Annotated in this window: 24 protein-coding genes; 20 read left to right on the top strand and 4 right to left on the bottom strand. The window is 70.7% G+C overall.

What is annotated here, in order from left to right:
• The first annotated feature begins 435 nt into the window (after positions 1 to 435).
• The 8 genes from ACWEFB_RS02070 (at position 436) to ACWEFB_RS02035 (ending at position 12,174) form a co-directional block, all read left to right on the top strand.
• Positions 436 to 1,683 carry an acyl-CoA dehydrogenase family protein gene (locus tag ACWEFB_RS02070; RefSeq protein WP_452281341.1) on the top strand — a complete coding sequence of 416 codons (1,248 nt, stop codon included), beginning with the start codon at positions 436 to 438 and terminating at the stop codon, positions 1,681 to 1,683.
• A gap of 35 nt (positions 1,684 to 1,718) precedes the next feature.
• Positions 1,719 to 3,392, top strand: a complete 1,674-nt coding sequence (locus ACWEFB_RS02065) for an ABC transporter substrate-binding protein (protein ID WP_452281339.1) — start codon at positions 1,719 to 1,721, stop codon at positions 3,390 to 3,392.
• Positions 3,392 to 4,348, top strand: a complete 957-nt coding sequence (locus ACWEFB_RS02060) for an ABC transporter permease (RefSeq protein ID WP_363595214.1) — start codon at positions 3,392 to 3,394, stop codon at positions 4,346 to 4,348. The genes ACWEFB_RS02065 and ACWEFB_RS02060 overlap by 1 nt, the downstream gene beginning before the upstream one ends.
• Complete coding sequence (locus ACWEFB_RS02055) at positions 4,345 to 5,229, top strand: ABC transporter permease (RefSeq protein ID WP_326558310.1); 885 nt, start codon at positions 4,345 to 4,347, stop codon at positions 5,227 to 5,229. Before ACWEFB_RS02060 ends, ACWEFB_RS02055 begins: the two co-directional genes overlap by 4 nt.
• Positions 5,229 to 6,881 carry a dipeptide ABC transporter ATP-binding protein gene (locus ACWEFB_RS02050; protein ID WP_452281337.1) on the top strand — a complete coding sequence of 551 codons (1,653 nt, stop codon included), beginning with the start codon at positions 5,229 to 5,231 and terminating at the stop codon, positions 6,879 to 6,881. The genes ACWEFB_RS02055 and ACWEFB_RS02050 overlap by 1 nt, the downstream gene beginning before the upstream one ends.
• Positions 6,882 to 6,950: 69 nt before the next feature.
• Positions 6,951 to 8,384: an LLM class flavin-dependent oxidoreductase gene (locus ACWEFB_RS02045; RefSeq protein WP_452281335.1), complete on the top strand. Its 1,434-nt coding sequence runs from the start codon at positions 6,951 to 6,953 to the stop codon at positions 8,382 to 8,384.
• Positions 8,381 to 10,210 carry an ABC transporter ATP-binding protein gene (locus ACWEFB_RS02040; RefSeq protein ID WP_452281333.1) on the top strand — a complete coding sequence of 610 codons (1,830 nt, stop codon included), beginning with the start codon at positions 8,381 to 8,383 and terminating at the stop codon, positions 10,208 to 10,210. The genes ACWEFB_RS02045 and ACWEFB_RS02040 overlap by 4 nt, the downstream gene beginning before the upstream one ends.
• The gene (locus tag ACWEFB_RS02035) at positions 10,207 to 12,174 is read left to right on the top strand and encodes an ABC transporter ATP-binding protein (RefSeq protein ID WP_452281331.1); all 1,968 of its coding nucleotides are present in this window, start codon (positions 10,207 to 10,209) and stop codon (positions 12,172 to 12,174) included. Before ACWEFB_RS02040 ends, ACWEFB_RS02035 begins: the two co-directional genes overlap by 4 nt.
• A gap of 12 nt (positions 12,175 to 12,186) precedes the next feature.
• Here ACWEFB_RS02035 and ACWEFB_RS02030 read toward each other — a convergent pair whose 3' ends face one another.
• From ACWEFB_RS02030 to ACWEFB_RS02020, 3 genes are all read right to left on the bottom strand, one after another.
• Positions 12,187 to 12,933 carry an ABC transporter ATP-binding protein gene (locus ACWEFB_RS02030; RefSeq protein WP_452281329.1) on the bottom strand — a complete coding sequence of 249 codons (747 nt, stop codon included), beginning with the start codon at positions 12,931 to 12,933 and terminating at the stop codon, positions 12,187 to 12,189.
• Positions 12,900 to 13,643, bottom strand: a complete 744-nt coding sequence (locus ACWEFB_RS02025; protein ID WP_452281327.1) for an ABC transporter permease subunit — start codon at positions 13,641 to 13,643, stop codon at positions 12,900 to 12,902. Before ACWEFB_RS02025 ends, ACWEFB_RS02030 begins: the two co-directional genes overlap by 34 nt.
• Before the next feature lie 119 nt (positions 13,644 to 13,762).
• Positions 13,763 to 14,743 carry an aliphatic sulfonate ABC transporter substrate-binding protein gene (locus ACWEFB_RS02020; RefSeq protein ID WP_452281325.1) on the bottom strand — a complete coding sequence of 327 codons (981 nt, stop codon included), beginning with the start codon at positions 14,741 to 14,743 and terminating at the stop codon, positions 13,763 to 13,765.
• Between the two features lie 456 nt (positions 14,744 to 15,199).
• Between ACWEFB_RS02020 and ssuE the strand changes: the two genes are divergently transcribed.
• Positions 15,200 to 15,751, top strand: a complete 552-nt coding sequence (gene ssuE / locus ACWEFB_RS02015) for an NADPH-dependent FMN reductase (protein WP_326558318.1) — start codon at positions 15,200 to 15,202, stop codon at positions 15,749 to 15,751.
• Positions 15,752 to 15,801: 50 nt separating this feature from the next.
• Positions 15,802 to 16,971, top strand: coding sequence for an LLM class flavin-dependent oxidoreductase (locus tag ACWEFB_RS02010; protein WP_363595234.1), 1,170 nt, complete (start codon positions 15,802 to 15,804; stop codon positions 16,969 to 16,971).
• Positions 16,972 to 17,038: 67 nt separating this feature from the next.
• On the opposite strand, the gene ACWEFB_RS02005 is transcribed toward ACWEFB_RS02010, so the two are convergent.
• Complete coding sequence (locus tag ACWEFB_RS02005; protein ID WP_452281322.1) at positions 17,039 to 17,809, bottom strand: GNAT family N-acetyltransferase; 771 nt, start codon at positions 17,807 to 17,809, stop codon at positions 17,039 to 17,041.
• 350 nt (positions 17,810 to 18,159) lie between these two features.
• On the opposite strand from ACWEFB_RS02005, the gene ACWEFB_RS02000 reads away from it, so the two are divergent.
• The 10 genes from ACWEFB_RS02000 (at position 18,160) to ACWEFB_RS01955 (ending at position 25,170) form a co-directional block, all read left to right on the top strand.
• Positions 18,160 to 18,801, top strand: a complete 642-nt coding sequence (locus ACWEFB_RS02000; protein ID WP_452281320.1) for a CDP-alcohol phosphatidyltransferase family protein — start codon at positions 18,160 to 18,162, stop codon at positions 18,799 to 18,801.
• Entirely contained in the window at positions 18,798 to 19,721 is a 924-nt protein-coding gene (locus tag ACWEFB_RS01995) for a DUF881 domain-containing protein (protein WP_452281318.1), read from the top strand. The genes ACWEFB_RS02000 and ACWEFB_RS01995 overlap by 4 nt, the downstream gene beginning before the upstream one ends.
• Positions 19,718 to 20,050 (top strand): small basic family protein, encoded by a 333-nt coding sequence (locus tag ACWEFB_RS01990; RefSeq protein WP_121161327.1) that lies wholly within the window; start codon positions 19,718 to 19,720, stop codon positions 20,048 to 20,050. Before ACWEFB_RS01995 ends, ACWEFB_RS01990 begins: the two co-directional genes overlap by 4 nt.
• A 10-nt stretch (positions 20,051 to 20,060) precedes the next feature.
• Positions 20,061 to 21,077, top strand: coding sequence for a DUF881 domain-containing protein (locus tag ACWEFB_RS01985; RefSeq protein ID WP_452281316.1), 1,017 nt, complete (start codon positions 20,061 to 20,063; stop codon positions 21,075 to 21,077).
• Between the two features lie 63 nt (positions 21,078 to 21,140).
• Positions 21,141 to 21,521: a glycine cleavage system protein GcvH gene (gcvH, locus tag ACWEFB_RS01980; protein ID WP_326558323.1), complete on the top strand. Its 381-nt coding sequence runs from the start codon at positions 21,141 to 21,143 to the stop codon at positions 21,519 to 21,521.
• A 210-nt stretch (positions 21,522 to 21,731) separates the two neighbouring features.
• Positions 21,732 to 22,184: an oxoglutarate dehydrogenase inhibitor Odhl gene (odhI, locus tag ACWEFB_RS01975; protein ID WP_121161321.1), complete on the top strand. Its 453-nt coding sequence runs from the start codon at positions 21,732 to 21,734 to the stop codon at positions 22,182 to 22,184.
• Positions 22,185 to 22,240: 56 nt separating this feature from the next.
• Positions 22,241 to 22,948, top strand: a complete 708-nt coding sequence (gene ftsR, locus ACWEFB_RS01970) for a transcriptional regulator FtsR (RefSeq protein WP_326563300.1) — start codon at positions 22,241 to 22,243, stop codon at positions 22,946 to 22,948.
• Between the two features lie 212 nt (positions 22,949 to 23,160).
• Positions 23,161 to 23,625 (top strand): bifunctional nuclease family protein, encoded by a 465-nt coding sequence (locus ACWEFB_RS01965; protein WP_326558324.1) that lies wholly within the window; start codon positions 23,161 to 23,163, stop codon positions 23,623 to 23,625.
• 186 nt (positions 23,626 to 23,811) lie between these two features.
• Positions 23,812 to 24,411 carry a MerR family transcriptional regulator gene (locus ACWEFB_RS01960; protein WP_326558325.1) on the top strand — a complete coding sequence of 200 codons (600 nt, stop codon included), beginning with the start codon at positions 23,812 to 23,814 and terminating at the stop codon, positions 24,409 to 24,411.
• A 33-nt stretch (positions 24,412 to 24,444) separates the two neighbouring features.
• Positions 24,445 to 25,170: a SanA/YdcF family protein gene (locus tag ACWEFB_RS01955; protein WP_452281312.1), complete on the top strand. Its 726-nt coding sequence runs from the start codon at positions 24,445 to 24,447 to the stop codon at positions 25,168 to 25,170.
• Positions 25,171 to 25,184: the final 14 nt, after the last annotated feature.

The following is a 25,184-nucleotide window of genomic DNA, read 5'->3' as shown; positions in this document are numbered from 1 at the left end:
GGAAAATAGGTGAGCCAGGTCACAATGATCTAGACCTTGTGCTCGTCGGCCGGCTACCTTCGGCGCCATGAATCGGAGCATCCGCCTGGTCCGGCGCCGCTTCGTCGACTACCAGCGGGTCTGCAGCAGCAGCTGTTGACGCCGCTGGCGACGTGGCCGACACCCCGGCCCCCGTCCCATCCCGGTTGATCGGCCCGCCCGGCCGTCCCGTTCGGACGGCGTCGCGGTCACCCTCGCTCCCGACCTTCCCCGCCTGGCGGTGCCGGCGTGCCGCAGCGTCGCGCACGCACACCACCGCCGCCGTATCCGGTGCACCGCGACGACGCCGTCCACCGTGTCCGGGATCCCCGATCGAACCGCCGGGTGCCACCGGCGGTTGCCGCCCGCGCGGAAGCCGTACCGCCCCGCCGCGATCGATCCTCGAAAGGACCGACCGTGCCAAGTCTGCTGCCCATCGCCCCACCCTCCGGCGCCGGCCCGCTCGCCGGCCCCCGACCGTCCGACGACGACCCGGCGCGACACTGGCTCCGGATCACCCGTCGCGTCGCCACCGAACTCGCCACCGACGCCAACGCCCGCGACCTCGCCAACCAGCCACCGTTCACCGAGGTCAAGCTGCTGCGCGAGGCCGGACTGCTGACCCTGCTGATCGCCGCCGACCGGGGCGGCGGCGGGCAGGGCTGGCCGACGGCGTACGCGGTGGTCCGGGAACTTGCCCGGGCGGACGGCTCGATCGCCCAGTTGCTCGGCTACCACTACTGGAAGTTCGGTCGGCGCCCGCTCGCCGACGATCCGGAGGTGACCGAGCGGCTGGAGCGCGAAACCGTCACGCACGGCTGGTTCTGGGGCGGCACCGGGACTCCGCTCGACGCCGACCTGGAGGTCCGCCCGGACGGGTCCGGCTACTGGCTCAACGGTCGCAAGACCTTCGCCACCGGAGCCCGGGTGGCGGACCGGATCGCCGCCTTCGCCACGCACGCCGAAACCGGCGAGCGGCTGCGGATCGTGGTGGATCCACGGTGGCCGGGGGTGGTCCGGCCGGACGACTGGGACAGCCTCGGCCAGCGCCTCTCGGCCAGCGGCAGTGTCGAGTTCCGGGACGTGCCGATCACCGCCCAGGACGTGGTGGGCACCCTGCCGCCCACGGGCGTCGAACTGCCCCCGCACCAGACCCTGACCATCCCGTCCAACCAGGTGCTGTTCCAGAACCTCTACCTCGGGGTGGCCGAGGGCGCCCTGCTGGCGGCCCGCGACTACACCCGTACCCGGAGTCGGGCCTGGACCAACAGCGGGCTGGACAGCGCCACCGAGGACCCCTACGTGCTGGCCACCTACGGCGAACTGGTGGCCCGGCTGCAGGCCGCATCGGCCCTGGTGGACCAGGCGGTGACGGCGATCGAGTGGGCCCACGCCAGGGGCGGGGACCTGACCGCGCGGGAACGCGGCGAGGTGGCCGCCCTGATCTCCGCCGGCAAGATCGTCTCAACCCGGGTGGCACTGGACGCCACCGCGCGGGTCTTCGACCTCACCGGCGCCCGATCCACCGCCCGGTCGGTCGGGCTGGACCGGTTCTGGCGCGACGTGCGTACGCACACCCTGCACGACCCGGTCGCCTACAAGCAGCGCGAACTCGGCGACTTCTTCCTCAACGACACCGTCGTCACGCCGACGGCGTACTCCTGATCGGACAACCCCCAGTGAACAGCCAAGGAGCCTCCGTGCGCGTACGACGCAAGATGCAAAGCCTGGCCGGTGTGGCCGTACTCACCCTGCTCGCCGGGTGTGGGGCGGGCGGTGGTGCGACCGCCGGGCCGGGCACGGCCAACGAGCCGGCCAGAGGTGCCGCGCTCAACGCCGAGGGGACCCCGGTCTCCGGCGGGACGCTGCGACTGTCGATGAACACCGACCCGCTCTGCCTCGACCCCCACGCCATCTCCTCCGACGTGGAGCAGATCTTCGGCCACATCCTCACCGACAACCTGATCTACCTGGACGAGCAGGGGCAGCCCGGCCCGTACCTGGCCGAGTCGTGGCAGATCTCGCCGGACGGCCGGACCTACACCTTCAAGCTGCGCCAGGGGGTGACGTTCAGCGACGGGACCCCGTTCGACGCCGAGGCGGTCCGGGTGAACTTCGAGCACATGCTCGACCCGACCACCCGATCACCGCTGGCCGGACCGTACATCGCCCCGTACAAGGACAGTACGATCATCGATCCTTACACCATCGAGGTGCACCTGAGCGTTCCGTACAGCCCGTTCCTGGACGTCCTCGCCCAGGGCTGGCTCGGCCTGCTCTCGCCGAAGGCGATCAACGAGACCACCCCGGCGCAGCTCTGCGAGAAGCCGATCGGCTCCGGCCCGTTCGTGCTCACCGGATACACCAAGAACCAGGGCGTGACGTTCGTCAAGCGCCCCGGCTACAACTGGGCGCCGCCGCAGCTCAAGCAGACCGGCGAGGCGAAGCTCGACGGCATCGAGGTCTCCTGGGTGGGCCAGGACGCGGTCCGGTTCAACTCCCTCACCGGCGGGCAGTACGAGGCCACCGGCTACGTCCCGGCGCAGAACGCCGCCGCACTGAAGAACAACCCCAACTTCGTGTACGCCAACGTCAACCGGATCGGGCTGCCGTACACGGTGGAGTTCAACACCTCCCGCGCCCCGTTCGACAACATCGACGTACGCCGGGCGTTCGCGGCGGCGGTCAACGTACCGGCGATCGTGCAGACCCTCGGCTTCGGTGAACGGCAGCAGTCGACCAGCTACGTCGACCGGGTCACCAAGTACTACGACCCGGCGGTGAAGCTGCCCGGCTTCGACCCGAAGCTGGCCAACCAGTTGCTCGACCAGGCAGGGTGGACCTCCCGCAACGGCGACGGCTACCGGACCAGGGACGGCAGGGAACTCGTCGTGCAGTGGCCGGTCAGCCAGGCCGGCACGGTCAGCCCGATCTTCGACCTGATCCAGGCCCAGGTGAAGTCCGTCGGCATCCGGGTGAACATCCAACTCCTGCCGTCGACCCAGGTCACCACCCTGCGCTACGCCGGTGACTACGACCTCACGTACGGCGTGTGGCACACCAACACCCCGGACGTGCTCTACATCAAGTACGCCAGCTTCAGCATCCCGAACTCCAAGCGCCTGGGCCAGAACACCTCCCACCTGTCCGACCCGCAGGTCGACCAGTGGCTGGACCAGGCCCGGCAGACCACCGACCAGGCCACCCAGCAGAAGCTCTACAGCCAGGTCCAGGGTCGCCTCGCCGAACTCGTACCCGGCATCCCGATCTACGACAACTCGGTCCTCTGGGCGTTCAGCCGAAAACTGCACAACGTCTCGGTCGACACCTCGCACGGCACCCCGCTGTTCACCTACGCCTGGCTGGAGAAGTAGTGGCGGCCCGGGCGGAACGGGCCCGCGCGCAGGTCAGACGGATCGGCGCCCGGGTGCTCGCCGGGGTCGGGGTGCTCTGGGGGGCTGCGACGCTGTCCTTCCTCGCCCTGCACGCGACCGCCGGCGACGCCGCGCTGGCGACCGTCGCCGGTGACGGCGCCAACCCCACCCAGGCCGTCCTGGAACGGGTACGCCAGGACTACGGGCTGGACCTGCCGCTGCACCGGCAGTACCTGAACTACCTCGGCAACCTGCTCACCGGTGACCTCGGTGAGTCGTACCAGCAGCGGATCTCGGTCACCCGGGCGATCGGGGAACAACTCGGCCCCACCGTCGCCCTGGCGCTCAGCGCCGCGCTGCTGGCCCTGGTGCTGGCGGTCACCGTGGCGGTCTTCACCGCCGGCCGCCGTCGCTGGGTACGGTCGACCGCCTCCGGTGTCGAGGTGGTGATCGCCTCCTTCCCGACGTTCGTCCTCGGCCTGCTGCTCCTGATCGTCTTCTCGTTCCGGACCGGGTGGTTCCCGGTCTCCGGCAACGACGGCTTCTCCGCCCTGGTCCTGCCCGCGGTCACCCTGGCCCTGCCGATCGCCGCGGTGCTCGGCCAGGTGCTGCGCGCCGAACTCGAGGACGTCCTGGAGCAGCCGTTCATCCTCACCGCCCGCACCCGCGGCATGCGCGACACGGCGGTACGCGTACGGCACGCCCTGCGGCACGCGCTGATCCAGATCGTCACCATGTCCGGCTACATGATCGGCACCCTGCTCGGCGGCGCGGTGATCACCGAGACCCTGTTCGTCCGCCGGGGCGTCGGGCAGCTCATGCTGACCGCCGTCACCACCAAGGACATTCCGCTGGTGCTCGGGGTGGTGCTCTTCGCCGCCGCCGTCTACGTGGTGGTGAACCTGGTCGTCGACATCGTCTACGGCCTGGTCGACCCGAGGGTGGTGACGGCGTGACGGCGCTCGACGTACCCGTGGCGGCGCTGCCGTCGGCGACCACCCCGACCGCCCGGCGGCGGCGGTCCCGGCGCCGGTCGGTCCGTCCCGGTGTCGCCCTCGCGGCGGTCTTCCTCGTCCTGCTGGTGGTCGCGGCGCTGGTGCCGGACTGGCTGGCGCCGCAGGATCCGCTGGTGCTCAGCCCGGACGGCGCGTTCCTGCCGCCCGGTCCGGGGCATCTGCTCGGCACCGACCAGACCGGTCGCGACGTGCTCAGCCGGATCATCCACGGCGCCCGCCCCACCCTCATCCTCGGGCTCGGGGCGACCGCGCTCGCGGTCACCGGCGGCACCCTGCTCGGTCTGCTCGCAGGCATCGGCGGCCGGTTCGTCGAGGGCACCCTGATGCGGCTGGTCGACGTCGCGTTGGCGGTGCCGGACCTGCTGCTGGCCCTGGTCGTGATCACCCTGGTCGGTACCGGCACCACCAACGTGCTGTTCGCGGTGGCCTTCGCCAGCGTTCCGTACTACGCCCGGATCGTCCGCGCCCAGGTGCACGTCGTCCGCCGGGCCACGTACGTCGAGGCGGCGACCACCCTCGGCCTGAGCCGATCGGCGGTGATCGCCCGGCACGTGCTGCCGAACGCGCTCAAGCCGCTGGTGGTGCTGGCCACGATCCGGATCGGCGACGCGATCGCCAACGGGGCGTCGCTGAGCTTCCTCGGCCTCGGCACCCCGCCACCGGCGGCCGAGTGGGGCAGCATGCTCTCCACCGGCATCCAGTACATCTCCAACGACTGGTTCATGCTCGCCGTACCCGGTCTGGCCATCACCCTGACCGTGCTCTCGGTGACGGTGGTCGGCCGGGACCTGCGGCGCCGCTCCGAGGGGAGGGCCTCCTGATGGCCGACCCACTGCTCACCGTGGAGAACCTCCGGGTCGACTTCGACGGGGTGACCGTGGTCGACGGGATCTCCTTCACCATCGGCCGGGGCGAGTGCCTGGCCCTGGTGGGGGAGTCCGGTTCCGGCAAGAGCGTCACCTCGCGCAGCCTGGTCGGCCTGACCGGCACCGGCGCCCGGGTACGCGTCGACCGGCTCGACTTCGAGGGTGAGGACCTGACCCGGCTCTCCCAGCGGCGGTGGCGCCGGATCCGGGGAGCGCGGATCGGGTTCGTGCTCCAGGACGCGCTCTCCTCGCTCGACGGGCTCCGCCCGATCGGGCGGGAAGTCGCCGAGCCGCTGGCCCTGCACACCCGGCTCACCCGTACGGCTCGGCAGCGGCGGGTGGTCGAACTGCTCGCCTCGGTCGGCGTACCGGAGCCGGAGGTGCGGGCCCGGCAGTATCCGTACCAGCTCTCCGGCGGGCTGCGGCAGCGGGCGTTGATCGCCTCCGCGATCGCCTGCGCGCCGCGGCTACTGATCGCCGACGAGCCGACCACCGCCCTGGACGCCACCGTGCAGGCTCAGGTGCTGGCCCTGCTGGAGACGTTGAAGACGAGCGAGGGCGGCATGCTGGTGGTCAGCCACGACCTGGCGGTGGTGGCCCGGCTCGCCGACCGGATCGCGGTGATGCGCGACGGCGTGATCGTCGAGCACGGGCCGACCGCGCAGGTGCTCGGCGACCCCCGGCACGACTACACCCGGGCGCTGCTGGCCGCCGTGCCCGGCACCCGTCCGAAGGGCACCCGGCTTTCCGCCGTACCGGTCGCCCCCGAGCCCGCCGCGGGCCAGACCGTCATCGGTGCCTCGGCGGACGGCGGGTCGCCCGGCGGGGACGTGGTCGAGGCGCGCGGGCTGACCAAGTCGTTCCTCGGGCCGGACGGGGTCCGCCGCACCGTGGTCTCCGACGTCTCCTTCACCCTCGGCCAGGGCCGGACCCTCGGCATCGTCGGCGAGTCCGGCTCCGGCAAGACCACCACGGCCCGGATGGTGCTCGGGGTGGAGCAGCCCGACGCGGGGGAGGTACGCCTGCACGGCCGCGACTGGGCCGGCCTCGGTCACGCCGAGCGGCGCCGGGAACGGCGCCGGCTACAGGTCATCTACCAGGATCCGCTCAGCTCGTTCGACCCGCGCTACACCGTCGAGCGGGTGATCGGTGAGGCACTCGGGGTGATCGGCCACCCGCGTGGTGCCGGCCGCCGGGATCGGACCGTCGAATTGCTCGAACAGGTGGGCCTGGATGCCGGTTATCTCGGCCGGCGACCGCTGGAGATGTCCGGCGGGCAGCGGCAGCGGGTGGCGATCGCGAGGGCGCTCGCTCCCGAGCCCGAGGTGATCGTCTGCGACGAGCCGGTCTCCGCACTGGACGTCTCGGTCCAGGCGCAGGTGCTCGACCTCCTTGCCGACCTGCAACAGCGACTCGGGGTGTCGTACCTGTTCATCTCGCACGACCTGGGCGTGATCCACCACGTCAGCGACCAGGTGCTGGTGATGAAGGACGGCCGGGTGGTCGAGGCCGGCGACACCGCGCAGATCTTCGAGCGCCCGCAGCACGCGTACACCCGTGCCCTTCTCGCCGCCGTGCCCCGGCTGCGCCCGATCACCTCCACCTAGCTATCACCTAGCCTCCTAGGATGCGCTACGGGGCGACGGCCACGCCACATTTCACGAAGGACACCGAAGATGACCGCTGACCCGGCCAAGAAGAAGATCCACGTCAACCTGTTCGAGATGAACTGCGTCGGGCACATCTCGCACGGCCTCTGGGTGCACGAGGACAACAACCGGCACCGCTTCAACGACATCGAGTTCTGGACCGAGCTGGCCGAACTGCTCGAGTACGGCACCTTCGACGCGGTCTTCCTGGCCGACGTGATCGGCGCGTACGACGGGTTCCGGTCCGGCCCGGAGACGGCGCTGCGCGAGGCGGTGCAGATCCCGAACAACGATCCGCTGCTGGTCATCCCGGCGATGGCGGCGGTCACCCGCAACCTCGGGTTCGCGGCCACCTTCTCGACCACCTACGAACCGCCGTTCGCGTTCGCCCGCCGGATGAGCACCCTGGACCACCTGACGAAGGGGAGGGTGGCGTGGAACGTGGTCACCTCGTACCTGCCGAACGCGGCGCGTAACTTCGGACTGCCCGACGAGGTGGAGCACGACCGCCGGTACGCGATCGCCGACGAGTACCTTGACGTGCTCTACAAGCTCTGGGAGGGCTCGTGGGACGATGATGCGGTGATCACGGACCGCGCCGACCGGGTGTACACCGACCCAGCGAAGGTCCGCTATATCAACCACGTCGGCGAGCACTACCGGGTCGCCGGCCCGCACCTGTCCCAGCCGTCCCGGCAGCGCACCCCGGTGATCTACCAGGCGGGCGCCTCCGACGCCGGCAAGGAGTTCGCCGCCCGGCACGCCGAGGCGGTCTTCACCGGCGGCAGCACCCTGGACGAGGTAAGGGCGAACGTCGAGGACACCCGCAGCCGGGCCAAGGCGTACGGGCGTGACCCGGAGCACATCAAGTTCCTCGCCGGTGCCGCGGTGATCGTCGGGCGTACCGACGCCGAGGTGGACCGGAAGGTGGCGGAGTTCCGGCGGTTGCGCAGCGTCGACGGTCATCTCGCGCACGCCGGTGCTGGACTGGACTGGACCCGCTACCCGCGCGACGAGCGGATCGGCGACATCATCGCCCGGCAGGACCCCGGCTACCAGCGGCTCGGTCGTCGCTACCGGCCGGAGCAGACCGTCGGTGAGGTGCTCGACCAGATCGGCTCGTTCAACCGGGGCCCGTTCTTCGTCGCCGGCACCCCGAAGGTGGTCGCCGACGAGTTGGAGCGGTGGGTCGACACCGGCGGGATCGACGGGATCAACCTGCGCCAGTTCCTCACCCCGGGTACCGCCGAGGACTTCATCGAGCTGGTCGTACCGGAGCTGCGGCGCCGGGGTCGCTACCGGGAGTCGTACGACGACGGTGAGACCCTGCGCGAGCGCCTGTTCGGGGCCGGGCAGGCCCGCCTGTACGACGTGCACCCGGGCGCCCGCTACCGGGACCCGGCGCAGTTGTCGGTGCCGGCGACCCCGCTGCGGGTGAGTACGGCGGGCAGCCCGGCGTGACCTACCGCGCACCACGGGCGGCGATCGACCCGGATCCGGCCAAGTCCTGGCTACGTCGGGCGTTCCCGCTGGTGGCGGCGCACAAGCGGCTGCTGCTGACCTCGCTGGTGCTGTCGTTCGTCGGCCTGGTCGTGCAGGTGCAGATCCCCAACGTGATGCGGCTCGGCATCGACCACGCGATCATCGCGCGCGGCGGTGACCTGGGCCGGTACGTCTGGTGGGTGGTCGGGTTGGCGCTGGGTCAGACGGTGGTCACCTACCTGGCCCGGCGCTACCTGCTGCGCACCGCGTACGAGATCGAGTACGACCTGCGCAACATCATGTTCGCCCACCTGATCCGGATGCCGTTCGGCTTCTACGACCGGGTGCAGACCGGTGAGCTGATGTCGCGGTCGAGCTCGGACATCCGGGCGGTGCAGATGTACCTCGCCTTCGGGCCGTCGATCCTGGTGCAGTGCACGATCGCCGGGATCGCGTTCGTGCTGATGCTCACGATCAACGTGCCGCTGGCCCTGGTCGCGATGGTGACCATGCCGATCATCGGGCTGCTCGGGGTCGCCATGCGCAAGGCGATCTTCCCGATCTCCTGGTTGATCCAGGCGCGGCTGGCCGGGCTCGCGACGGTGGTCGACGAGAACATCAACGGGGTCCGGATCGTGAAGGCGTTCGCGGCCGAGGGGCGGCAGCTCGACATCCTGGCCACGGCGGCGGACCGGGTGCGGTGGGCGTACCTGACCGATGCCCGGATCCGTTCCCGCTGGTCGCCGGTGATCGAGAACCTGCCCCGGCTGGGGCTGGCGCTGGTCCTGCTGGCCGGTGGTTGGCTGGTGTTCGACGGGCGGACCACGGTCGGCACGATCGTCGCCTTCAACACCTACGTCCTGATGCTCCAGCCGCCGTTCCGGATGCTCGGGATGATGATCATGATGGGTCAGCGGGCGGCCGCCTCCGCCCAACGGATCTACGAGATCCTGGACACCCGCTCCGATGTGGTGTCGCCCCCGCACCCGGTACGCGCCGACCTCCGCGGCGACCTGCACCTGGATAACGTGCGGTTCACGTACGCGAACGGCACGCTCGCCCTCGACGGCCTGGACCTGCGGGTCCGCGCCGGTGAGACGGTGGCGGTGGTGGGGCGCACCGGGTCGGGCAAGTCGACCCTCGGGCGGCTCCTGGCCCGCTACTACGACGCCGACAGCGGCGCCGTCCGCATCGACGGGCACGACGTCCGCGACCTCGACCTCGACCGGCTGCGCGAGCAGGTCGGCATCGTGCCGGACGAGCCGTTCCTGTTCTCGGTGTCGATCCGGGACAACATCGCCTACGGCCGCCCGGACGCCAGCCTCGAGGAGGTTGTCGCGGCGGCGGTCGCGGCCGGGGCGGACGGTTTCGTCCGGGCTCTGCCGGAGGGCTACGACACGGTGGTCGGGGAGCGCGGCTACACCCTGTCCGGCGGCCAGCGTCAGCGCCTCGCCATCGCCCGCGCGCTGCTGGTCAACCCGCCGGTGCTGGTCCTCGACGACGCGACCAGCGCCATCGACGTGACGGTGGAGCACCGGATCCACGCTGCCCTGCGCGACCTCATGCGGGGCCGGACCACCGTGATCGTCGCGCACCGGCTCTCCACCATCGGGCTCGCCGACCGGGTGGTCCTGATGGAGGCCGGCCGGGTGGTGGCCGAGGGCAGTCACGCTCACCTGCTCGCCACCGAACCCCGCTACCGGGCGGTCCTCGCCGAACGGAACCCGACCGCACCCGTGGACGGGCCCGGCACCGGTACAGCGCCGCGCCAGGGGCTGGGACCGGCGATCGAGGTGTCGCGATGAGCATGTTCGGTGGCGGCTTCGGCGGACCCGGTGGCGGGTCGGCCGGCGGCCCGATGGGTGGCCTCGGCGGGATCGGCGCCGGCCGGGGCAGCGGCAAGTCGGCCAACCACGGCAACGGGCTGCCCTTCGCCGGGATCCCGGACGAGCTGCTCGCCGGTGTCGCCCGGCTGGAGGCGAGCGAGCCCGAGCCCGAACCGCAGTCCAACACCTTCACCGCCCGGCCGCCGGACGAGCCACCGCTGACCCTGTCCACCATCGTCGCCCGCTACCGGGGCACCCTGCTCGTCGCCTGCCTGCTGGTGGTCCTGGAGACGCTGCTGTTGCAGGCCGGGCCGTACCTGGTGCAGGTCGGCATCGACCACGGCATCGTGGCCCGGGACCCGTCGGTGCTGCTGCTGGCCACCGGCGCGTTCGCGGCCACCGTCCTGCTCGGCGGGCTCGCCGCGGCGGCCCGGACCCGGCAGACCGGCCGGCTGGCCGCGTACGCCATGCGCGACCTGCGGGTACGCGTCTTCGCCCAGCTCCAGCGGCTGTCCATGGACTACTTCACCCGGGAGAAGGCCGGGGTCACGATGACCCGGATGACCTCGGACATCGAGTCGCTGCAACAGCTCCTCCAGGACGGCCTGGCCCAGTTCGCCGGGCACGCGCTCACCATGCTGGTGATCGTCGCGGTGCTGGTCGGCTACGACCCGGAACTCGCCCTGATCATGCTGGTGCTGGTCCTGCCGCCGCTGGCCGCCGCCTCGATCTGGTTCCGGATCGCCTCCGACCGCGGTTACCGGCGGCAGCGTGACGCGGTCGCGGCGATGTTCTCCGACCTCGCCGAGGGCCTGCACGGCGTACGGGTGGTGACCGCGCACAACCGGCAGGAGCGCAACGTCCTGGCCCACCGGGAGGTGGTCGGCCGCTACCGCGACGCCAACGACTTCACCGGGCACATCAGCGCCGTCTACGGTCCGGGCAGCTCGGCGATCGGCCTGCTCGGCCTGGCCGCGCTGCTGTTCATCGGTGGCCGGATGGTGCTGCGCGGGGAGCTGAGCATCGGTGAGCTGACCGCCTTCGTGCTCTACCTCAACGCCTTCTTCCAGCCGGTCCAGCAGCTCGTCCAGCTCTACACCAGCTACCAGCAGGGCCGGGCGGCGGTGAGCAAGCTGCGGGAGCTGCTGCAGACCCCGCCGAGCGTGGTCGAGGCGCCGGACGCGACGGCGTTGCCCCCGGTCGGCGGTGAGATCGAGTTCGACGACGTGACCTTCGGCTACGACCCGGCCCGGCCGGTGCTGCGCGGGATCAGCCTGCGGATCGCCGCGGGGGAGACCGTCGCGTGCGTGGGGCCGACCGGTGCCGGCAAGTCGACCCTGGCGAAGCTGGTCACCCGGCTGTACGACCCGGACGCCGGCCGGGTGCTGATCGACGGGCACGACCTGCGTGACGTCACCCTCGCCTCGCTGCGCCGGCAGATCGGCGTGGTGCCGCAGGAGCCGTTCCTGTTCGCCGGCTCGATCCGGGACAACGTGGCGTTCGCCCGGCCCGAGGCGACCGACGACGAGGTGTGGGCGGCGGTGGACGCGGTCGGCTTGCGGGACCTGGTCGAACGTTCGCCGCAGGGGCTGGCGACCCCGCTGCACGAACGTGGTCAGTCGGTTTCCTCCGGTGAGCGGCAACTGCTCGCGTTGGCCCGTGCGTTCCTGGCCCAGCCCCGGGTGGTCCTGCTCGACGAGGCCACCGCGAACCTGGATCTCCAGTCCGAGCTGCGGGTTGAGGCGGCGCTGGACGTACTGCTGGAGGGGCGTACGGCGATCCTGGTCGCGCACCGGCTCTCCACGGCCGCGCGGGCGGACCGGATCATCGTGATCGACGACCACGGCATCGCCGAGTCCGGCTCCCACCGGGAGCTGCTCACCCGCGACGGCCCGTACGCCCGGATGTTCGCCACCTGGGCGGCCGGCGCCGGCCACTCCTGACCGGCGCCGGTCTCAGGCGACCGGCACCCCGAGCCGGTCGAGCAGGTGCCGGCGGAGCCCACCGAAGCCGGGTGCGTCGTGCGTGCGCGGATGGGGCAGGGGTACGGCCGCGTCCTCGACGATCCGGCCGTGTTCCAGGACCAGCGTCCGGTCGGCGAGCAGCAGTGCCTCGTCGACGTCGTGGGTGACCAGCAGGGCGGCGAAGCCGTGTTCGGCCCGGAGCCGGCCGAGCAGGCCCTGCATCCGCAGTCGGGTGAGTGCGTCGAGGGCACCGAACGGCTCGTCGAGCAGCAGCACCTCGGGTTCCCGGACCAGGGCGCGGGCGACCGCGACCCGCTGCGCCTGGCCCCCGGACAGCTGCGCCGGCCAGGCCCGGTCCCGGTCGGCGAGGCCGACCTCGGTCAGTGCCGCCCGGACCCGGTCGCGTACGTCGGGGCCGGTGAGGCCGAGCGCGACGTTGTCGCCGACGCGTTTCCAGGGCAGCAGCCGGTGTTCCTGGAACACGACCGCCGGCCGGCCCCGGACCTCGATGGTGCCGCCGGCCTCGGGGTCGAGTCCGGCGAGTGCTCGCAGCAGGGTGCTCTTGCCGGAGCCGGAGCCGCCGAGCAGCGCCACCACCTCGCCCGGCCGGATGCGCAGGTCCACGCCGTCGAGCACCACCGTGCCGTCGAAGTCCCGCCGGACCCCGGTCGCGGTGACCACCGGTGCCCGGTCATCGGTGCCGTTCAGCTCGCCTGGATGTGTACGCCGGTCCGCCATGTCAACGCCCTCCTCTCCAGGGTTCGCAGCGCGACGTCCGACAGCAGTCCGAGCAGGGCGTAGATGAGCAGGCCGAGCACCACCACGTCGGTCTGGCTGAACTCCCGCGCCTCCATCATGAGGAAGCCGATGCCGGTCTGGGCGTTGACCTGTTCGCCGACGACCAGGCTCAGCCAGGCGGCGCCGATGGCCAGCCGGAGGCCGAGGAACAGGGCGGGCAGCGCGCCGGGCAGGATCACGTGCCGGATCCGTTGCAACGCGTTCAACCCGCAGGTCCGGGCCGCCTCGACCAGGCGTACGTCGATGTCGCGGATGCCGGCGTACATGTTGAAGTAGATCGGGAAGAACGCACCGAGGCAGACCAGGGTGATCTTGAGCGACTCGCCGATGCCGACCCAGATGATGAGCAGCGGGACCAGGCCGAGGTGGGGCAGCATCCGGGCCATCTGCACCGGCGGGTCGACCAGGTCGTCCCCGATCCGGAGCAGTCCGGCCAGAGCGCCCAGCACCACCCCGAGGGTGCCGCCGATGGCCAGTCCGATCGCCGCTCGGGTGAGCGAGTCGGTCAGGTGGGTCCAGAGGATCCCGTCGACGGCCAGCCGCCACCCGGTACGGAGCACCTCGCTGGGGGCGGAGAGCTTCTCCGGTGCCAGCAGGCCCGTGCGGGACGCCAGTTCCCAGGCCAGTACGAGCACCAACGGACTGATCACCCGTCGCCACCGGGCGCCGGTGCGGCGGCGGCGCCTCGGCCCGGACGGTACCGACGCGGCTGGTACGCCCGCCGCGGTGGGACCGTCCGGGCCTTGGGTCGGCACCAGCGTTGGTCGGGTCACCCGAGTACCTCGGCGAACCGGGTGTCGACCCGGTCCCGCATGTCGATCGAGGTCGGGATGAGTTCGAGCTTGGTGAAGCCGTCCGCGATGGCCTGGAGTTCGTCACCGATCGCCGGGGTGACCGGGGCCAGGGGGCGGGCGCTGCGGGCGAGTGCGCGGGTGGTGACGTCCTCGGGGATCTTCAGCTCGGGGGCCAGGATCCTGGCCCGGTCGGCCGGGTTGGCGATGCCCCAGTCGGTGACCTCGCGGTAGGTCTCGAGGAACGCCCGGATCTGCTCGGGCTTGTTCTTCAACGCGTCGGGGGAGACCAGCAGGTACTCCCGGTTGCCGGCCAGACCGGTCGCGTTGGCCAGGATCTTCACCCCCGGCTGTTCGGCGAGGGCGAAGTACGGGTCCCAGATGATCCATGCGTCGACCTGCCCGGCGTCGAACGCGGGCCGGCCCTCGGCGGGCTTGAGGTACTTGACCTGGATGTCGTCGAGCGTCATCTGGTTGGCTTCGAGCAGTCGTACCAGCAGCCAGTGCACGTTCGAGCCCTTGTTCAGGGCGACCGTCCGGCCCTTGAGGTCGGCGAAGCTGTTGATCCCGCTGCCCTCCTTGACCAGTACCGCCTCGCCCTCGGGGATCTCGGCCGAGGTGCCGATGATCTTGAAGGGGATCTTCCCCGCGGCGGCGAAGATCGGCGGGGCCTCGCCCACCTGGCCGATGTCGATCGCGTCGGCCTTGAACGCCTCGGTCAGTGCCGGGCCGCTTTCGAACAGCGACCAGGTGGTGCCGGCCGCCGCGTTGCGCGCCTTGACCAGGCTCAGGCCCCCGAATCGCTGGTAACCCACGCGAAGTGGCGCCTCGGCGCCCGAGGCGTCGTCGCCGTCCCCGCAGCCGGCGACCAGGCCGACCGTGGCCAGCAGGCCCGCGCTGAGCGCGATCGCCAGGATTCTTCGCCAGCCTCGGCTGCCGGTACGCGTGCCGATCGACATGAGTGACTCCCGAGCATCGAGGACGGTGAACGCTCCACAGTGAATGGAGGCGCGGTGGTGGCTGCCGGCGACCATGCTTTGGGCGGTCGCCCAACGCCGTCAATGTCCTGTGACGCAGGTCACTCCGCATCCCTGTCTGCTCCCGTTCCCGCTCGTGTGGCCCACCGACGGACCCGGCTGAAGGCATCGTGAGCTGCGGATATGGGCGCCCGTTGGGAGTGGTGGCGGAGGTCGCTCGGGGTGGCTTGTCCTATTCGACCGATAGAAAAAATCGGTATTTACGACGGGGGTGCCGACCGGGTGTCGCGTCTCACCCGACCCAACTTGATCAACTTGGCGGAAAGGTCTACTCAACCGATAGGAATTATAGATAAGCTGCGGAAGATCCACCCTCCGGCGCCGCCACCCGGCGTCCCGGTACCGGCACGGTGTGCTGTCACGACCCGAGGAGAGCGCATGCCCACCATCCTCGCCATCTCCGGTTCGCCGTCGGCCACCTCGCGTACCGAGCGGCTGGTCGAACTGCTCGCCGGTCGCCTCGCCGGCGGCGGGCACCAGGTCCGCGCCCTGTCGATCCGGGACGTGCCGCCGGACGCGCTGCTCGGCGCCGACCCGGCCCACCCGGCGATCGTCGCGGTGGCGGACGCACTCGCCGCCGCCGACGGCCTGCTGGTCGCCACCCCGGTCTACAAGGCGTCCTACAGCGGCGCCCTGAAGGCACTGCTCGACCTGCTGCCGCAGTACGCCCTCGCCGGCAAGGTGGTGCTGCCGCTGGCCACCGGCGGGACCCTCGCCCACGTACTGGCGATCGACTACGCGATGCGACCGGTGCTCAACGCCATGGGCGCGGCGCACATCGTGCCCGGTTACTTCCTGCTGGACCAGCTGATCCTGACCGGGGCCGACGGCGCGACGGTGGTCGAGGCGACGGCCGCCCCGGCGCTGCACGCGGTGGTGGACACCTTCGCCGCGGCCCTGGCGCCCCGCGCGCTGCCGATCGCGGCCTGACCCCGGACCTTCCGTACCGAGACGCTCCACCCGGATCGAAAGAGAGCACCATGGCCCTGACCTTCCACTGGTTCCTACCCACCTACGGCGACAGCCGCGACATCGTCGGCGGCGGGCACGGGCTGGCCGCGGGTACGGCCGGCGGCGCCCGGCCAGCGACGGTCGCCTACCTCGGGCAGATCGCCCGCACCGCGGAACAACTCGGCTTCGAGGGCGCCCTCACCCCGACCGGTGCCTGGTGCGAGGACGCCTGGCTGGCCACCGCGATGCTGTCGGAGGTCACCGAGCGGCTCAAGTTCCTGGTCGCGTTCCGCCCCGGCATGCTCTCGCCCACGCTCGCCGCCCAGATGGCCTCCACCTTCCAGCGCCTGTCCAACGGGCGGCTGCTGCTCAACGTGGTCACCGGCGGCGAGAGCCACGAGCAGCGGGCGTACGGCGACTTCCTCGACAAGGACGCCCGCTACGCCCGTACGGACGAGTTCCTGCACGTGGTGCGGGCGCTGTGGCGCGGTGAGACGGTGACCCACGACGGCCCGCACGTACGCGTCGAGCAGGCGAAGCTCGGCCGTCTGCCGGACCCGGTCCCACCGATCTACTTCGGTGGGTCGTCGAAGGCGGCCGGCCCGGTCGCGGTGGCACACTCCGACGTCTACCTCACCTGGGGTGAGCCGCCGGCCCAGGTGGCCGAGAAGCTGGCCTGGATCCGTGGCCTCGCCGCCGAGGCCGGGCGGGAACTCCGCTTCGGTATCCGGTTGCACGTGATCGCCCGGGACACCTCCGAGCAGGCCTGGGCGCAGGCCCAGCGGCTGCTCGACGGCATTCCGGAGGCGGACATCAAGGCGGTCCAGGCCGGGTTGGCGCGCAGCGAGTCCGAGGGGCAGCGCCGGATGATCGCCCTGCACGGCGGCTCGCGGGACGGGCTGGAGATCGCCCCCAACCTCTGGGCCGGTGTGGGTCTGGTCCGGGGCGGAGCCGGTACGGCGCTGGTCGGCAGCCACACCGAGATCGCCGACCGGATCGCGGAGTACCACGCCCTCGGCATCACCGAGTTCATCCTCTCCGGGCATCCGCACGTGGAGGAGGCGTACTGGTTCGGTGAGGGTGTGCTGCCGATCCTGCGTCAGCGCGGCCTGTGGCGGCACCCGGTGGGGGAGCCGGAGCCGGTTGCCGCCGCGGTGCCGTTCGCCGCTCCGGAGCCGGCCACCAGCTCGCCGAGCTGACCGTCGTGCACGGTGGTGACCCGTCGGCGCGGGTCACCACCCTCCCGGGCCGAGCGGGGGAGCGGGGTCACGAGGTGAAGATCGTCCAGTTCTCCGCCACCCGGAAGCCCATGTCCTGGTACAGCCCGACGCCCATCGGGCTGGCGTGCAGGAATGCGGTCCGTGCTCCCGCCGCGTACGCCTCCCGCAGCACCTCGGCGGTCGCCGCCCGGCCGTAGCCGCGTCGCCGGTGCTCCGGCGGTACGGCGATGTTGAACACCCCCACGTGGTCGTCCACCACGACGCCGAATGAGGAGGCGACCGGTACGCCGTCCACCTCGGCGACGTACCCACGCATCGCGGAGTGGTCGAGTACGGCGGGCGAGCTGAGGACCGCGAAGATCTCCGGTGGACCTTCGTAGCCGGCCGCCATCACCGTCCGGTAGAGCTCGCTGTCGGTACCTGTCAGCCCGCGTACCCGTGGTGCGTCGGTCTTCGGGAGCTGCGCGTCGACGGTGGTGAGGGCTTTGGTCATGAAGGGCAACGTCGTCCGCTTGGTCAGCCCGTGTTCGGTGGCGGTCCGTTCGATCCCCTGGATGGGCTCGTCGCCGCGGGTCTGGATGCTCCAGGCGACCGGCGTCAACTTCGGGGAGGTGGCGAAGGCCGCGATCTCCTCGACGTCGGGCTCCCGGTCGATGCTGATCACGCCGTTCAGCAGGGACATCGGTGCACCGGTGATGAGCTCGGAGGTGCCGTGGGCGCCCATCCGGTAGAAGCCGTTCGGCTGGGTGACCGAGAACATGGCAAGGGACGCCATCCACGCCTCGACGGCGATGTCCACCGGATCGGTTGTTTCCACCCCCGAATCCTACAAATGGACCGCTCGCCCCGGCCTCGGCCCGCTGGCAGGTGAAGGGCGGTCCGATCCGGTCATTCCACTAGCGTCCTAGGATGCGTTACAGGTTGTGTCGCTCGTCACCTGACAACGACCCGCCTCGGCACCCGCAGCCCGCCAGCGGGGGGCGGATATAGTGACACCGCAAATCAGCAGCCCCGGACGTCCGCTCATCGGCGGGCCACGGCGACTGTGCCAGGAGCCGGCATGATCACGAGGCCACCGCGAGGGGCCCGTGAGCACCGGCCGGAGCGCGCACGGTCCCGGAACGACCCGCCTCAGCGGGCGCCGGACCAGCCGCAGAGGGAGGTTCGGTGTCGCGTCGGCCGGCGCGGGCAGACGACGCCCAGCCAACCGGGGGCACCGCCGCCCAGTCCGAGGACGCGGCGACCCGGGTGCTCACCATTCCCAACCTGATCAGCTTCGTCCGCCTGCTCGGCGTACCCCTCTTCCTCTATCTGCTGCTGGGACCGCACGCGGACGTCGCCGCCCTGGTGGTCCTCGCCGTCGGTGGAACCACCGACTGGGTCGACGGGTACGTCGCCCGCCGGCTGCGCCAGGTCAGCCGCCTGGGGGAGTTGCTCGACCCGACCGCCGACCGGCTCTACATCCTGGCCACCCTGGCCGGGTTCACCGCCCGCGAGATCGTGCCGTGGGAGTTCACCGCCGCGCTGCTCGCCCGTGAGCTGCTGCTCTTCGGTTCCCTGCTGGTCCTGCGCCGGTACGGGTACGGTCCACCGCCGGTGCACTACCTCGGCAAGACCGCCACGTTCATCCTGCTGGCCGCGTTCCCGACGCTGCTGCTCGCCGACGCGGTGCCGGGCGCGGCGACGACGGCCGGCGCGATCGGGTGGGGCCTGGCCTGGTGGGGTCTGGTGCTCTACTGGGCCGCCGGGGTGTTCTACCTGATCCAGGCTGCCCGGCTGATCCGTACGGCCCGCCGGGAGGCCGGATGAGCGCCGGGCGCGGACCGGAACGCACCTACGCCCCCGACTTCCTGACCGAGCTGTTCCAGAATCCGCTCGATCCCGGTTACTCGGATGCGGCGTTGAGTCGGCGTGCGGGTCGCGGGCCGACCGGATGGCGGCGGTCCACGATCCGGGTGGTGACGGTGATCACCCTGGCGGCGCTCGGCTTCCTGCTGGCGATCGCGTACCGGCAGACGATCGAGGGGGAGCCGGGGCGGGCCCAGGCGCGGGCGGGGCTGGTGGCGCAGATCAAGCAGCGGGAGAGCGAGGCTGACCAGCTGACCCGTCGGGCGGACGGGTTGCGCGAGGACGTGAACCGGCAGCGGGACGCGGCGCTGTCCGGGAGTGACGCGGCCCGGTTGCGTGATCTGGAGGCGGCGACGGGTCTGGGGCGGGTCAAGGGTGATGGTGTCGTGGTTCGGGTCGCCGACGGGCCGTCGGAGGCGGATGCGGTGACCGGGGCTGGCGGTACTAACCTCGGCAAGGTGTTGGACCGGGATCTTCAGGACATCGCGAATGCCCTGTGGAGCGCTGGCGCGGAAGCGGTTTCGATCAATGGTCAGCGGCTTACCGCGACGTCGACGATCCGGGCTGCCGGTGGTGCGATCCTGGTCGACTTCCGGCCGGTGACCGGGCCGTACGAGGTGTCGGCGATCGGCCCGGGTCAGTTGGAGCGCCGGTTCCGGGACAGTGACGCGGCGAATCTGTTGCGTCAGGTCGCGGCGGAGCATGGCATGTCGTTCGGTGTGCGTGGGGCCGATGATCTGACGCTGCCGGCGGCCAGTGAACCCCAACTGCGGTACGCGGTTCCCTCCGTGTCGCCGTCGCCTTCCGGGGCGGCGCGTTCCACCAGTCCGGCGTCGCCTGGCGCCGGGTCATCCCTCAGCCCCTCCGGAGGCGGCCGATGATCCCCGTACTCGCGTTGCTCGCCGGCGTGGTGCTCGGCGTGGTGCTGGACCCGACGGTGCCGGCGGCGTTGCTGCCGTATCTGCCGATCGCGGTGGTCGCGGCGCTGGACGCGGTGTTCGGTGGGGTACGGGCGAAGCTCGACGGGATCTTCGACGACAAGCAGTTCGTGATCTCGTTCATCTCGAACGTGCTGGTCGCGGGTGTGATCGTCTACCTGGGTGACCAGCTCGGTGTGGGTGGTCAGTTGTCCACGGGTGTCGTGGTGGTGCTCGGTGTCCGGATCTTCGGCAATGTGGCGGCGATTCGTCGGCACCTGTTCCGGGCGTAGGTTTGCGGCGATGAGCGACGAGCAGCGGCAGTCCGGGTCCGAGTCCGACGCGTCCCCGGGCGGGTCGGGGCCGGTGGAGAGGCCGTCGACGGGCGGTGTGGATCCGGGAGCGTCGGCGGTGTCCGGGGCCGATGCGGTGGGCCGGTCGGAGGCGTTGCCGGATGTGGGCGACGGGGTCGGTGACGGGCCGACGGTGGACCTGGGTGCGGCGCGCCGGTTGGTGGTCGGCAGGGATGATCCGGCGGGGGTAGACGAGCCGGATGCCGTGGCTGAGGCGCCGGAGGGTCGTCAGGAGCCGGTCGCCGGGGGTGCTCCGGTGCGGGGTCTGTCGTTGCGGTCCCGGTGGAGCGGTGCGAGTGTGATCATCGCGGTGTTGTTGGCTCTGCTCGGGTTCACGCTGGTGGTGCAGTTGAAGACGAATTCGGCGGATCCGGAGTTGGCGGCGACGCGGCAGGAGGACCTGGTGCGGATCCTGTCGGATCTGGAGTCCCAGGAGGAGCGGCTGCGTCAGGACATCGCTGGTCTGGAGGACAGTCAGCGGCAGCTTGCCTCGGGTGCGCAGGGGCGGCAGGCGGCGTTGGACGAGGCGACGCGGCGGGCTGACGAGTTGGGCATCCTGGCGGGGACGTTGCCGGCGCGGGGGCCGGGGTTGACTGTGACGTTCTCGGCGGGGTCGGAGTCGATCGAGGCGGCGACGGTGCTGGACGCGGTGCAGGAGTTGCGGGGTGCGGGCGCGGAGGCGATGCAGATCTCCGGTGGTGGTGCGACGGTACGGATCGTGGCCAGCACTTTCTTCCTGGACGATGATGGCGGTATCGCGGTCAGTGGGCGGAGGTTGGTGGGGCCGTACACGATCACGGTGATCGGTGATCCATCGACGATGCGGACCGCGTTGAACATTCCGGGCGGGGTGGTGGCGTCGGTGAGTGGGGACGGCGGTAACGTGACCGTCCAAGAGCGGGAGGTGGTCGACGTGACGACCCTGAGCGCTCCGCTGGACCTGAAGCACGCGCGCCCGGTCTCCTGACCGGGCGCGGCCGTACCATCCGTGGTGCGGTACCGATCAGAGCGACGACGAAGGACGCGGCTGGTGATTCCTGAGGACCTGCGTTACACGGCCGAGCACGAGTGGGTGGCGGGCGACGGTAGCGGCTCGGTGCGGGTGGGCATTACCCACTTCGCGCAGGACGCTCTTGGTGACATCGTCTATGTTCAGCTTCCGGACGAGGGCGCCACGGTCGAGGCGGGTGAGTCGCTGGGTGAGATCGAGTCGACGAAGAGTGTTTCGGAGATCTACGCCCCGGTGAGTGGCACGGTGGTGGCGCGTAACGCCGATCTCGGCGATACGCCGGAGTTGATCAACAGTGATCCGTACGGTGCGGGTTGGTTGCTGGAGATCGCTCCGGGTGGGCCGGCGGCGGTCGAGGGTCTGTTGACCGCGGCGGCGTACCGGGAATTGACCGAAAGCTGAGTTGGGCGCGCTCGGGCCGGGTTGTGCCCGCGCGTCTGGTTGCCCTGTATTTCGGCGCTGGCTAGGCTCGCTCAGTCGACCGAGAATCCAATAGTTGCGCGTTGTGGAATTGCCTTCCCAGGCACGGGTGAGCCAGCCGCTGGGCTTTACAGCCCGGCGGCCAGACCCGCCACCCCCGACGCCGACCGAACAGATCCGTGAGGTGGTCCCATGACGCGCCCAGACGACGAGTTCCCCCCACTCGACGTCACATCGACGCTCAACCTCGGTGCACTGGACGAAGTGCTGGAGGGACCGGATGCCGATGTCGTGCCGAGCCGGATGTCGGGTTCGTTGCCTCCGGGCATGGCGTTGCTCGTCGTTCGGCGTGGTCCGAATGCCGGGGCCCGGTTCCTCCTGGACCACGACGTGACCACCAGTGGTCGGCATCCTGACAGTGACATCTTCCTCGACGACGTGACGGTGTCGCGTCGGCACGCCGAGTTCCACCGGGACGGCGGTACGTTCACCGTCCGCGATGTGGGGAGTTTGAACGGCACCTACGTCAATCGGGAGCGGGTCGAGGCGGCCACTCTGAGCAATGGCGACGAGGTGCAGATCGGCAAGTTCCGGTTGGTCTTTATCGCCGGTCCGCGCCCGGAGGAGGAGGCCGGCCGGGGGTGAATGAGCGTGCGGCAGCGGCTGCGCCCACGGCTTCGGCCGGCCGGGCCCAGCCGCTGATGAGCATCGGTGAGGTGCTGGCTCAGCTGCGGGTGGAGTTTCCCGATACCACGATTTCCAAGTTGCGGTTCTTGGAGGCGGAGGGTCTGGTTGAGCCGCAACGTACGCCGGCCGGCTACCGGAAGTACAGCTGGGAGGATGTGGCCCGGCTGCGGTTCGTGCTGACCGCGCAGCGGGATCAGTATCTGCCGTTGCGGGTCATCCGGGAGCAGTTGGAGGATCTGGGGCGGGAGCCGGAGACTCCGGGGCGGCAGCGGCCGGCGTTGGTGGCGGTTGGTCCGGCTGGTGAGGTTCCGGGCCGGGACGGTGCTGCCTCGGGGCCGGTGGAGTCGGCGGATGCGCGGGTGACCCGGTCGGATCTGGTGGCGCGTACGGGGATCGATGATGTGACGTTGACCGAGTTGGAGCGGCTGGGGTTGATCGTGTCCCGGCCGCCGGGGTGGTACGACTCGGATGCGTTGGCGATCGCCCAGGCGGTGGCGGGGTTGGCCGCGTACGGATTGGAGCCGCGTCATCTGCGGGCGTTTCGGACGGCTGCGGACCGCGAGGTGGGTTTGTTCGAGCAGTTGATTGCGCCGTTGGCGCGGCAGAACGATCCGGCGGCGCGGGCTCGGGCGGCGGAGGCGGCGCGGGAGTTGGTCGGGTTGTCGCAGCAGTTGCACGCGGCTCTGGTGCGGGTGGGGTTGCGGTCGATGCTGGGCCGTTGATTCGTGCTCGTGCGGTGGGAAAGATCTGCGGTCGCGGGCGTGCCGTAGGCTTCGCGGGGTAACCCTGTGGGGCGTGCAACGGTGCGGCGGCGCGCGTGGGACGACCGTCTCGCGGCCCGTGTACCGTGCAGGTGAAGGGGCCGGTTGCGGTGGCTGAGGGTTTGGTCGCCGGGTCACGGTGCTGGGGAAGACACAACGACACGGAGGCGGCGGTGCGCGAGCTGAGCGTGGTCGGGGTTCGGGTGGAGCTGCCCAGCAACCAGCCGATCGTCCTGCTCAGGGAGGTCGAGGGTGACCGTTACCTGCCGATCTGGATCGGTGCGGTGGAGGCGACCGCGATCGCGTACGAGCAGCAGGGGGTCAAACCGGCTCGGCCGTTGACCCATGATCTGTTGCGGGACATCCTGGCGGCGCTTGAGGCGCCGTTGCGTGCGGTGGAGATCACCGAGCTGAAGGAGAACGTCTTCTACGCCGACCTGCTGATCGGGGACGGGTTGCGGGTTTCGGCCCGGCCGAGTGACTCGATCGCGTTGGCGTTGCGGGTGGGTGCGCCGATCAGGTGCGCGGAGCAGGTGCTGACCGAGGCCGGGATCGTTATTCCTGATGAGCAGGAGGACGAGGTCGAGAAGTTCCGGGAGTTCCTGGAGCAGGTTCAGCCGGAGGATTTCGCGGGTTGATCGTGCCGGGCCTGTTGGGGTCCGGTCGTACGGTGACGTGCTGGGTGCGTCGTGTGTCGCCTTGTACGCGGCGTGTCGCGCTGAATCCTGCGGCTGTTCGGTTCGTGGTCGCTATAGGGTTGGCCTTGTCGAGGGGTGCACGTCCCGGAAACGACGTGTCACCGCACTGGCGGGGAGGTTGTCCGGATGCACGAGCCACAGGACCCTGATCCGGGGACATCAGATCATCGCCACACCGACGGCGGCGTGCCTGTCGATCCCTTCGTGGAGGGTGACGGTGCGGTCGGGTACCGCGGGGTGACTGCTTGTTCCGCGGTGGGTATCAGTTACCGGCAGTTGGACTATTGGGCGCGTACCACGTTGGTGGTGCCGAGTATCCGGGACGCGTCCGGGTCCGGTACGCAGCGGCTTTACTCGTTCCGGGATCTGGTGGTGCTCAAGGTGGTCAAGCGGTTGCTTGATGCCGGGGTGTCGTTGCAGAACATCCGGAAGGCGATCGAGGCGTTGCGTTCGCGTGGCGTCGGGGATCTTGCCGGCATCACGTTGATCTCGGATGGCACGACGGTCTACGAGTGCCGTTCCCCGGAGGAGGTCGTCGACCTGCTTCAGGGTGGCCAGGGGGTCTTCGGGATCGCGATCGGTGGTGCGTTCAAGGAGATCCAGGGGTCGTTGTCGCATCTGCCGGCGGAGCCGGCCGGTGGTGTGCAGCCGATCGGTGTGTCGACGGAGCCGGAGGTGTCCGGTGACGAGTTGGCTGCCCGGCGGGCGCGGCGGCGGGCCGGCTGACGGTTTGTTGTTGGTGCCGGCCACACTGTGGTGATGTCGGTTGTCGCGGGTTTCTCCCGTCGGGTTGTTCTTCTTCTGGTCTCGGTGGTCACTCGGCTTCGCCGGTGGTGGCGCCCGTTGTTGGTGTCCGCCGTGGTGCTGGTGTTGCTGGGGGCGTCGGCGGTGGTCGGCAGCGCGATCTGGGTGGACCGGTCGGCGCGGGAGTTCGTGTTCGACGCGGCCGGGGTGCCGGCTGCGCCGGTGGTGTTGGTGCTCGGTGCACAGGTGGACGCCGATGGGGCCCCGTCGCCGTTCCTGGCGGCCCGGCTGGGGTTGGCGAAGGAGTTGTACGACGCGGGTAAGGCCCGGGTGGTGTTGGTGTCGGGCGATCACCGCGAGTGGGAGTACGACGAGCCGGGGGCGATGCGTCGGTGGCTGGTTGACCGGGGTGTGCCGGCGTCGCGGGTGGTGCAGGACCATGCGGGTTTCGACACCTATGACTCGTGTCTGCGGGCTTCGCGGATTTTCGGGGTGCGGCAGGTGATCGTGGTGACGCAGAGTTTCCATGTGGAGCGGGCGGTGGCGGTGTGCCGGCAGGTGGGGTTGGACGCGGTGGGGGTGGGCGACGATTCGGTGAGCCGGTTCGGGCGGGCGTGGCGGTGGGGGAGTTTCCGGGAGCGGTTCGCGGCGGTGAAGGCGGTGGTGGATGTGGTGAGTCGTCGGGATCCGGTGTTCCTGGGGCCGCGTGAGTCCGGTGTGGACGACGCGTTGCGTGCTTGACCGGTGGGTCAGCG

This window comes from Micromonospora sp. NPDC004704, assembly GCF_053601675.1.
This window is presented reverse-complemented; position numbering and strand designations above follow the sequence as displayed.

Bases quoted from the DNA above. Each gene is read 5' to 3' on its own strand.
- ACWEFB_RS02050 (WP_452281337.1), top strand. From the start codon at position 5,229: ATGGCCGACCCACTGCTCACCGTGGAGAACCTCCGGGTCGACTTCGAC.
- ACWEFB_RS02045 (WP_452281335.1), top strand. From the start codon at position 6,951: ATGACCGCTGACCCGGCCAAGAAGAAGATCCACGTCAACCTGTTCGAG.
- ACWEFB_RS02035 (WP_452281331.1), top strand. From the start codon at position 10,207: ATGAGCATGTTCGGTGGCGGCTTCGGCGGACCCGGTGGCGGGTCGGCC.
- ACWEFB_RS02030 (WP_452281329.1), bottom strand. From the start codon at position 12,933: ATGGCGGACCGGCGTACACATCCAGGCGAGCTGAACGGCACCGATGAC.
- ACWEFB_RS02020 (WP_452281325.1), bottom strand. From the start codon at position 14,743: ATGTCGATCGGCACGCGTACCGGCAGCCGAGGCTGGCGAAGAATCCTG.
- ssuE (WP_326558318.1), top strand. From the start codon at position 15,200: ATGCCCACCATCCTCGCCATCTCCGGTTCGCCGTCGGCCACCTCGCGT.
- ACWEFB_RS02010 (WP_363595234.1), top strand. From the start codon at position 15,802: ATGGCCCTGACCTTCCACTGGTTCCTACCCACCTACGGCGACAGCCGC.
- ACWEFB_RS01995 (WP_452281318.1), top strand. From the start codon at position 18,798: ATGAGCGCCGGGCGCGGACCGGAACGCACCTACGCCCCCGACTTCCTG.
- ACWEFB_RS01990 (WP_121161327.1), top strand. From the start codon at position 19,718: ATGATCCCCGTACTCGCGTTGCTCGCCGGCGTGGTGCTCGGCGTGGTG.
- ACWEFB_RS01985 (WP_452281316.1), top strand. From the start codon at position 20,061: ATGAGCGACGAGCAGCGGCAGTCCGGGTCCGAGTCCGACGCGTCCCCG.
- odhI (WP_121161321.1), top strand. From the start codon at position 21,732: ATGACGCGCCCAGACGACGAGTTCCCCCCACTCGACGTCACATCGACG.
- ftsR (WP_326563300.1), top strand. From the start codon at position 22,241: ATGAGCATCGGTGAGGTGCTGGCTCAGCTGCGGGTGGAGTTTCCCGAT.
- ACWEFB_RS01960 (WP_326558325.1), top strand. From the start codon at position 23,812: ATGCACGAGCCACAGGACCCTGATCCGGGGACATCAGATCATCGCCAC.
- ACWEFB_RS01955 (WP_452281312.1), top strand. From the start codon at position 24,445: ATGTCGGTTGTCGCGGGTTTCTCCCGTCGGGTTGTTCTTCTTCTGGTC.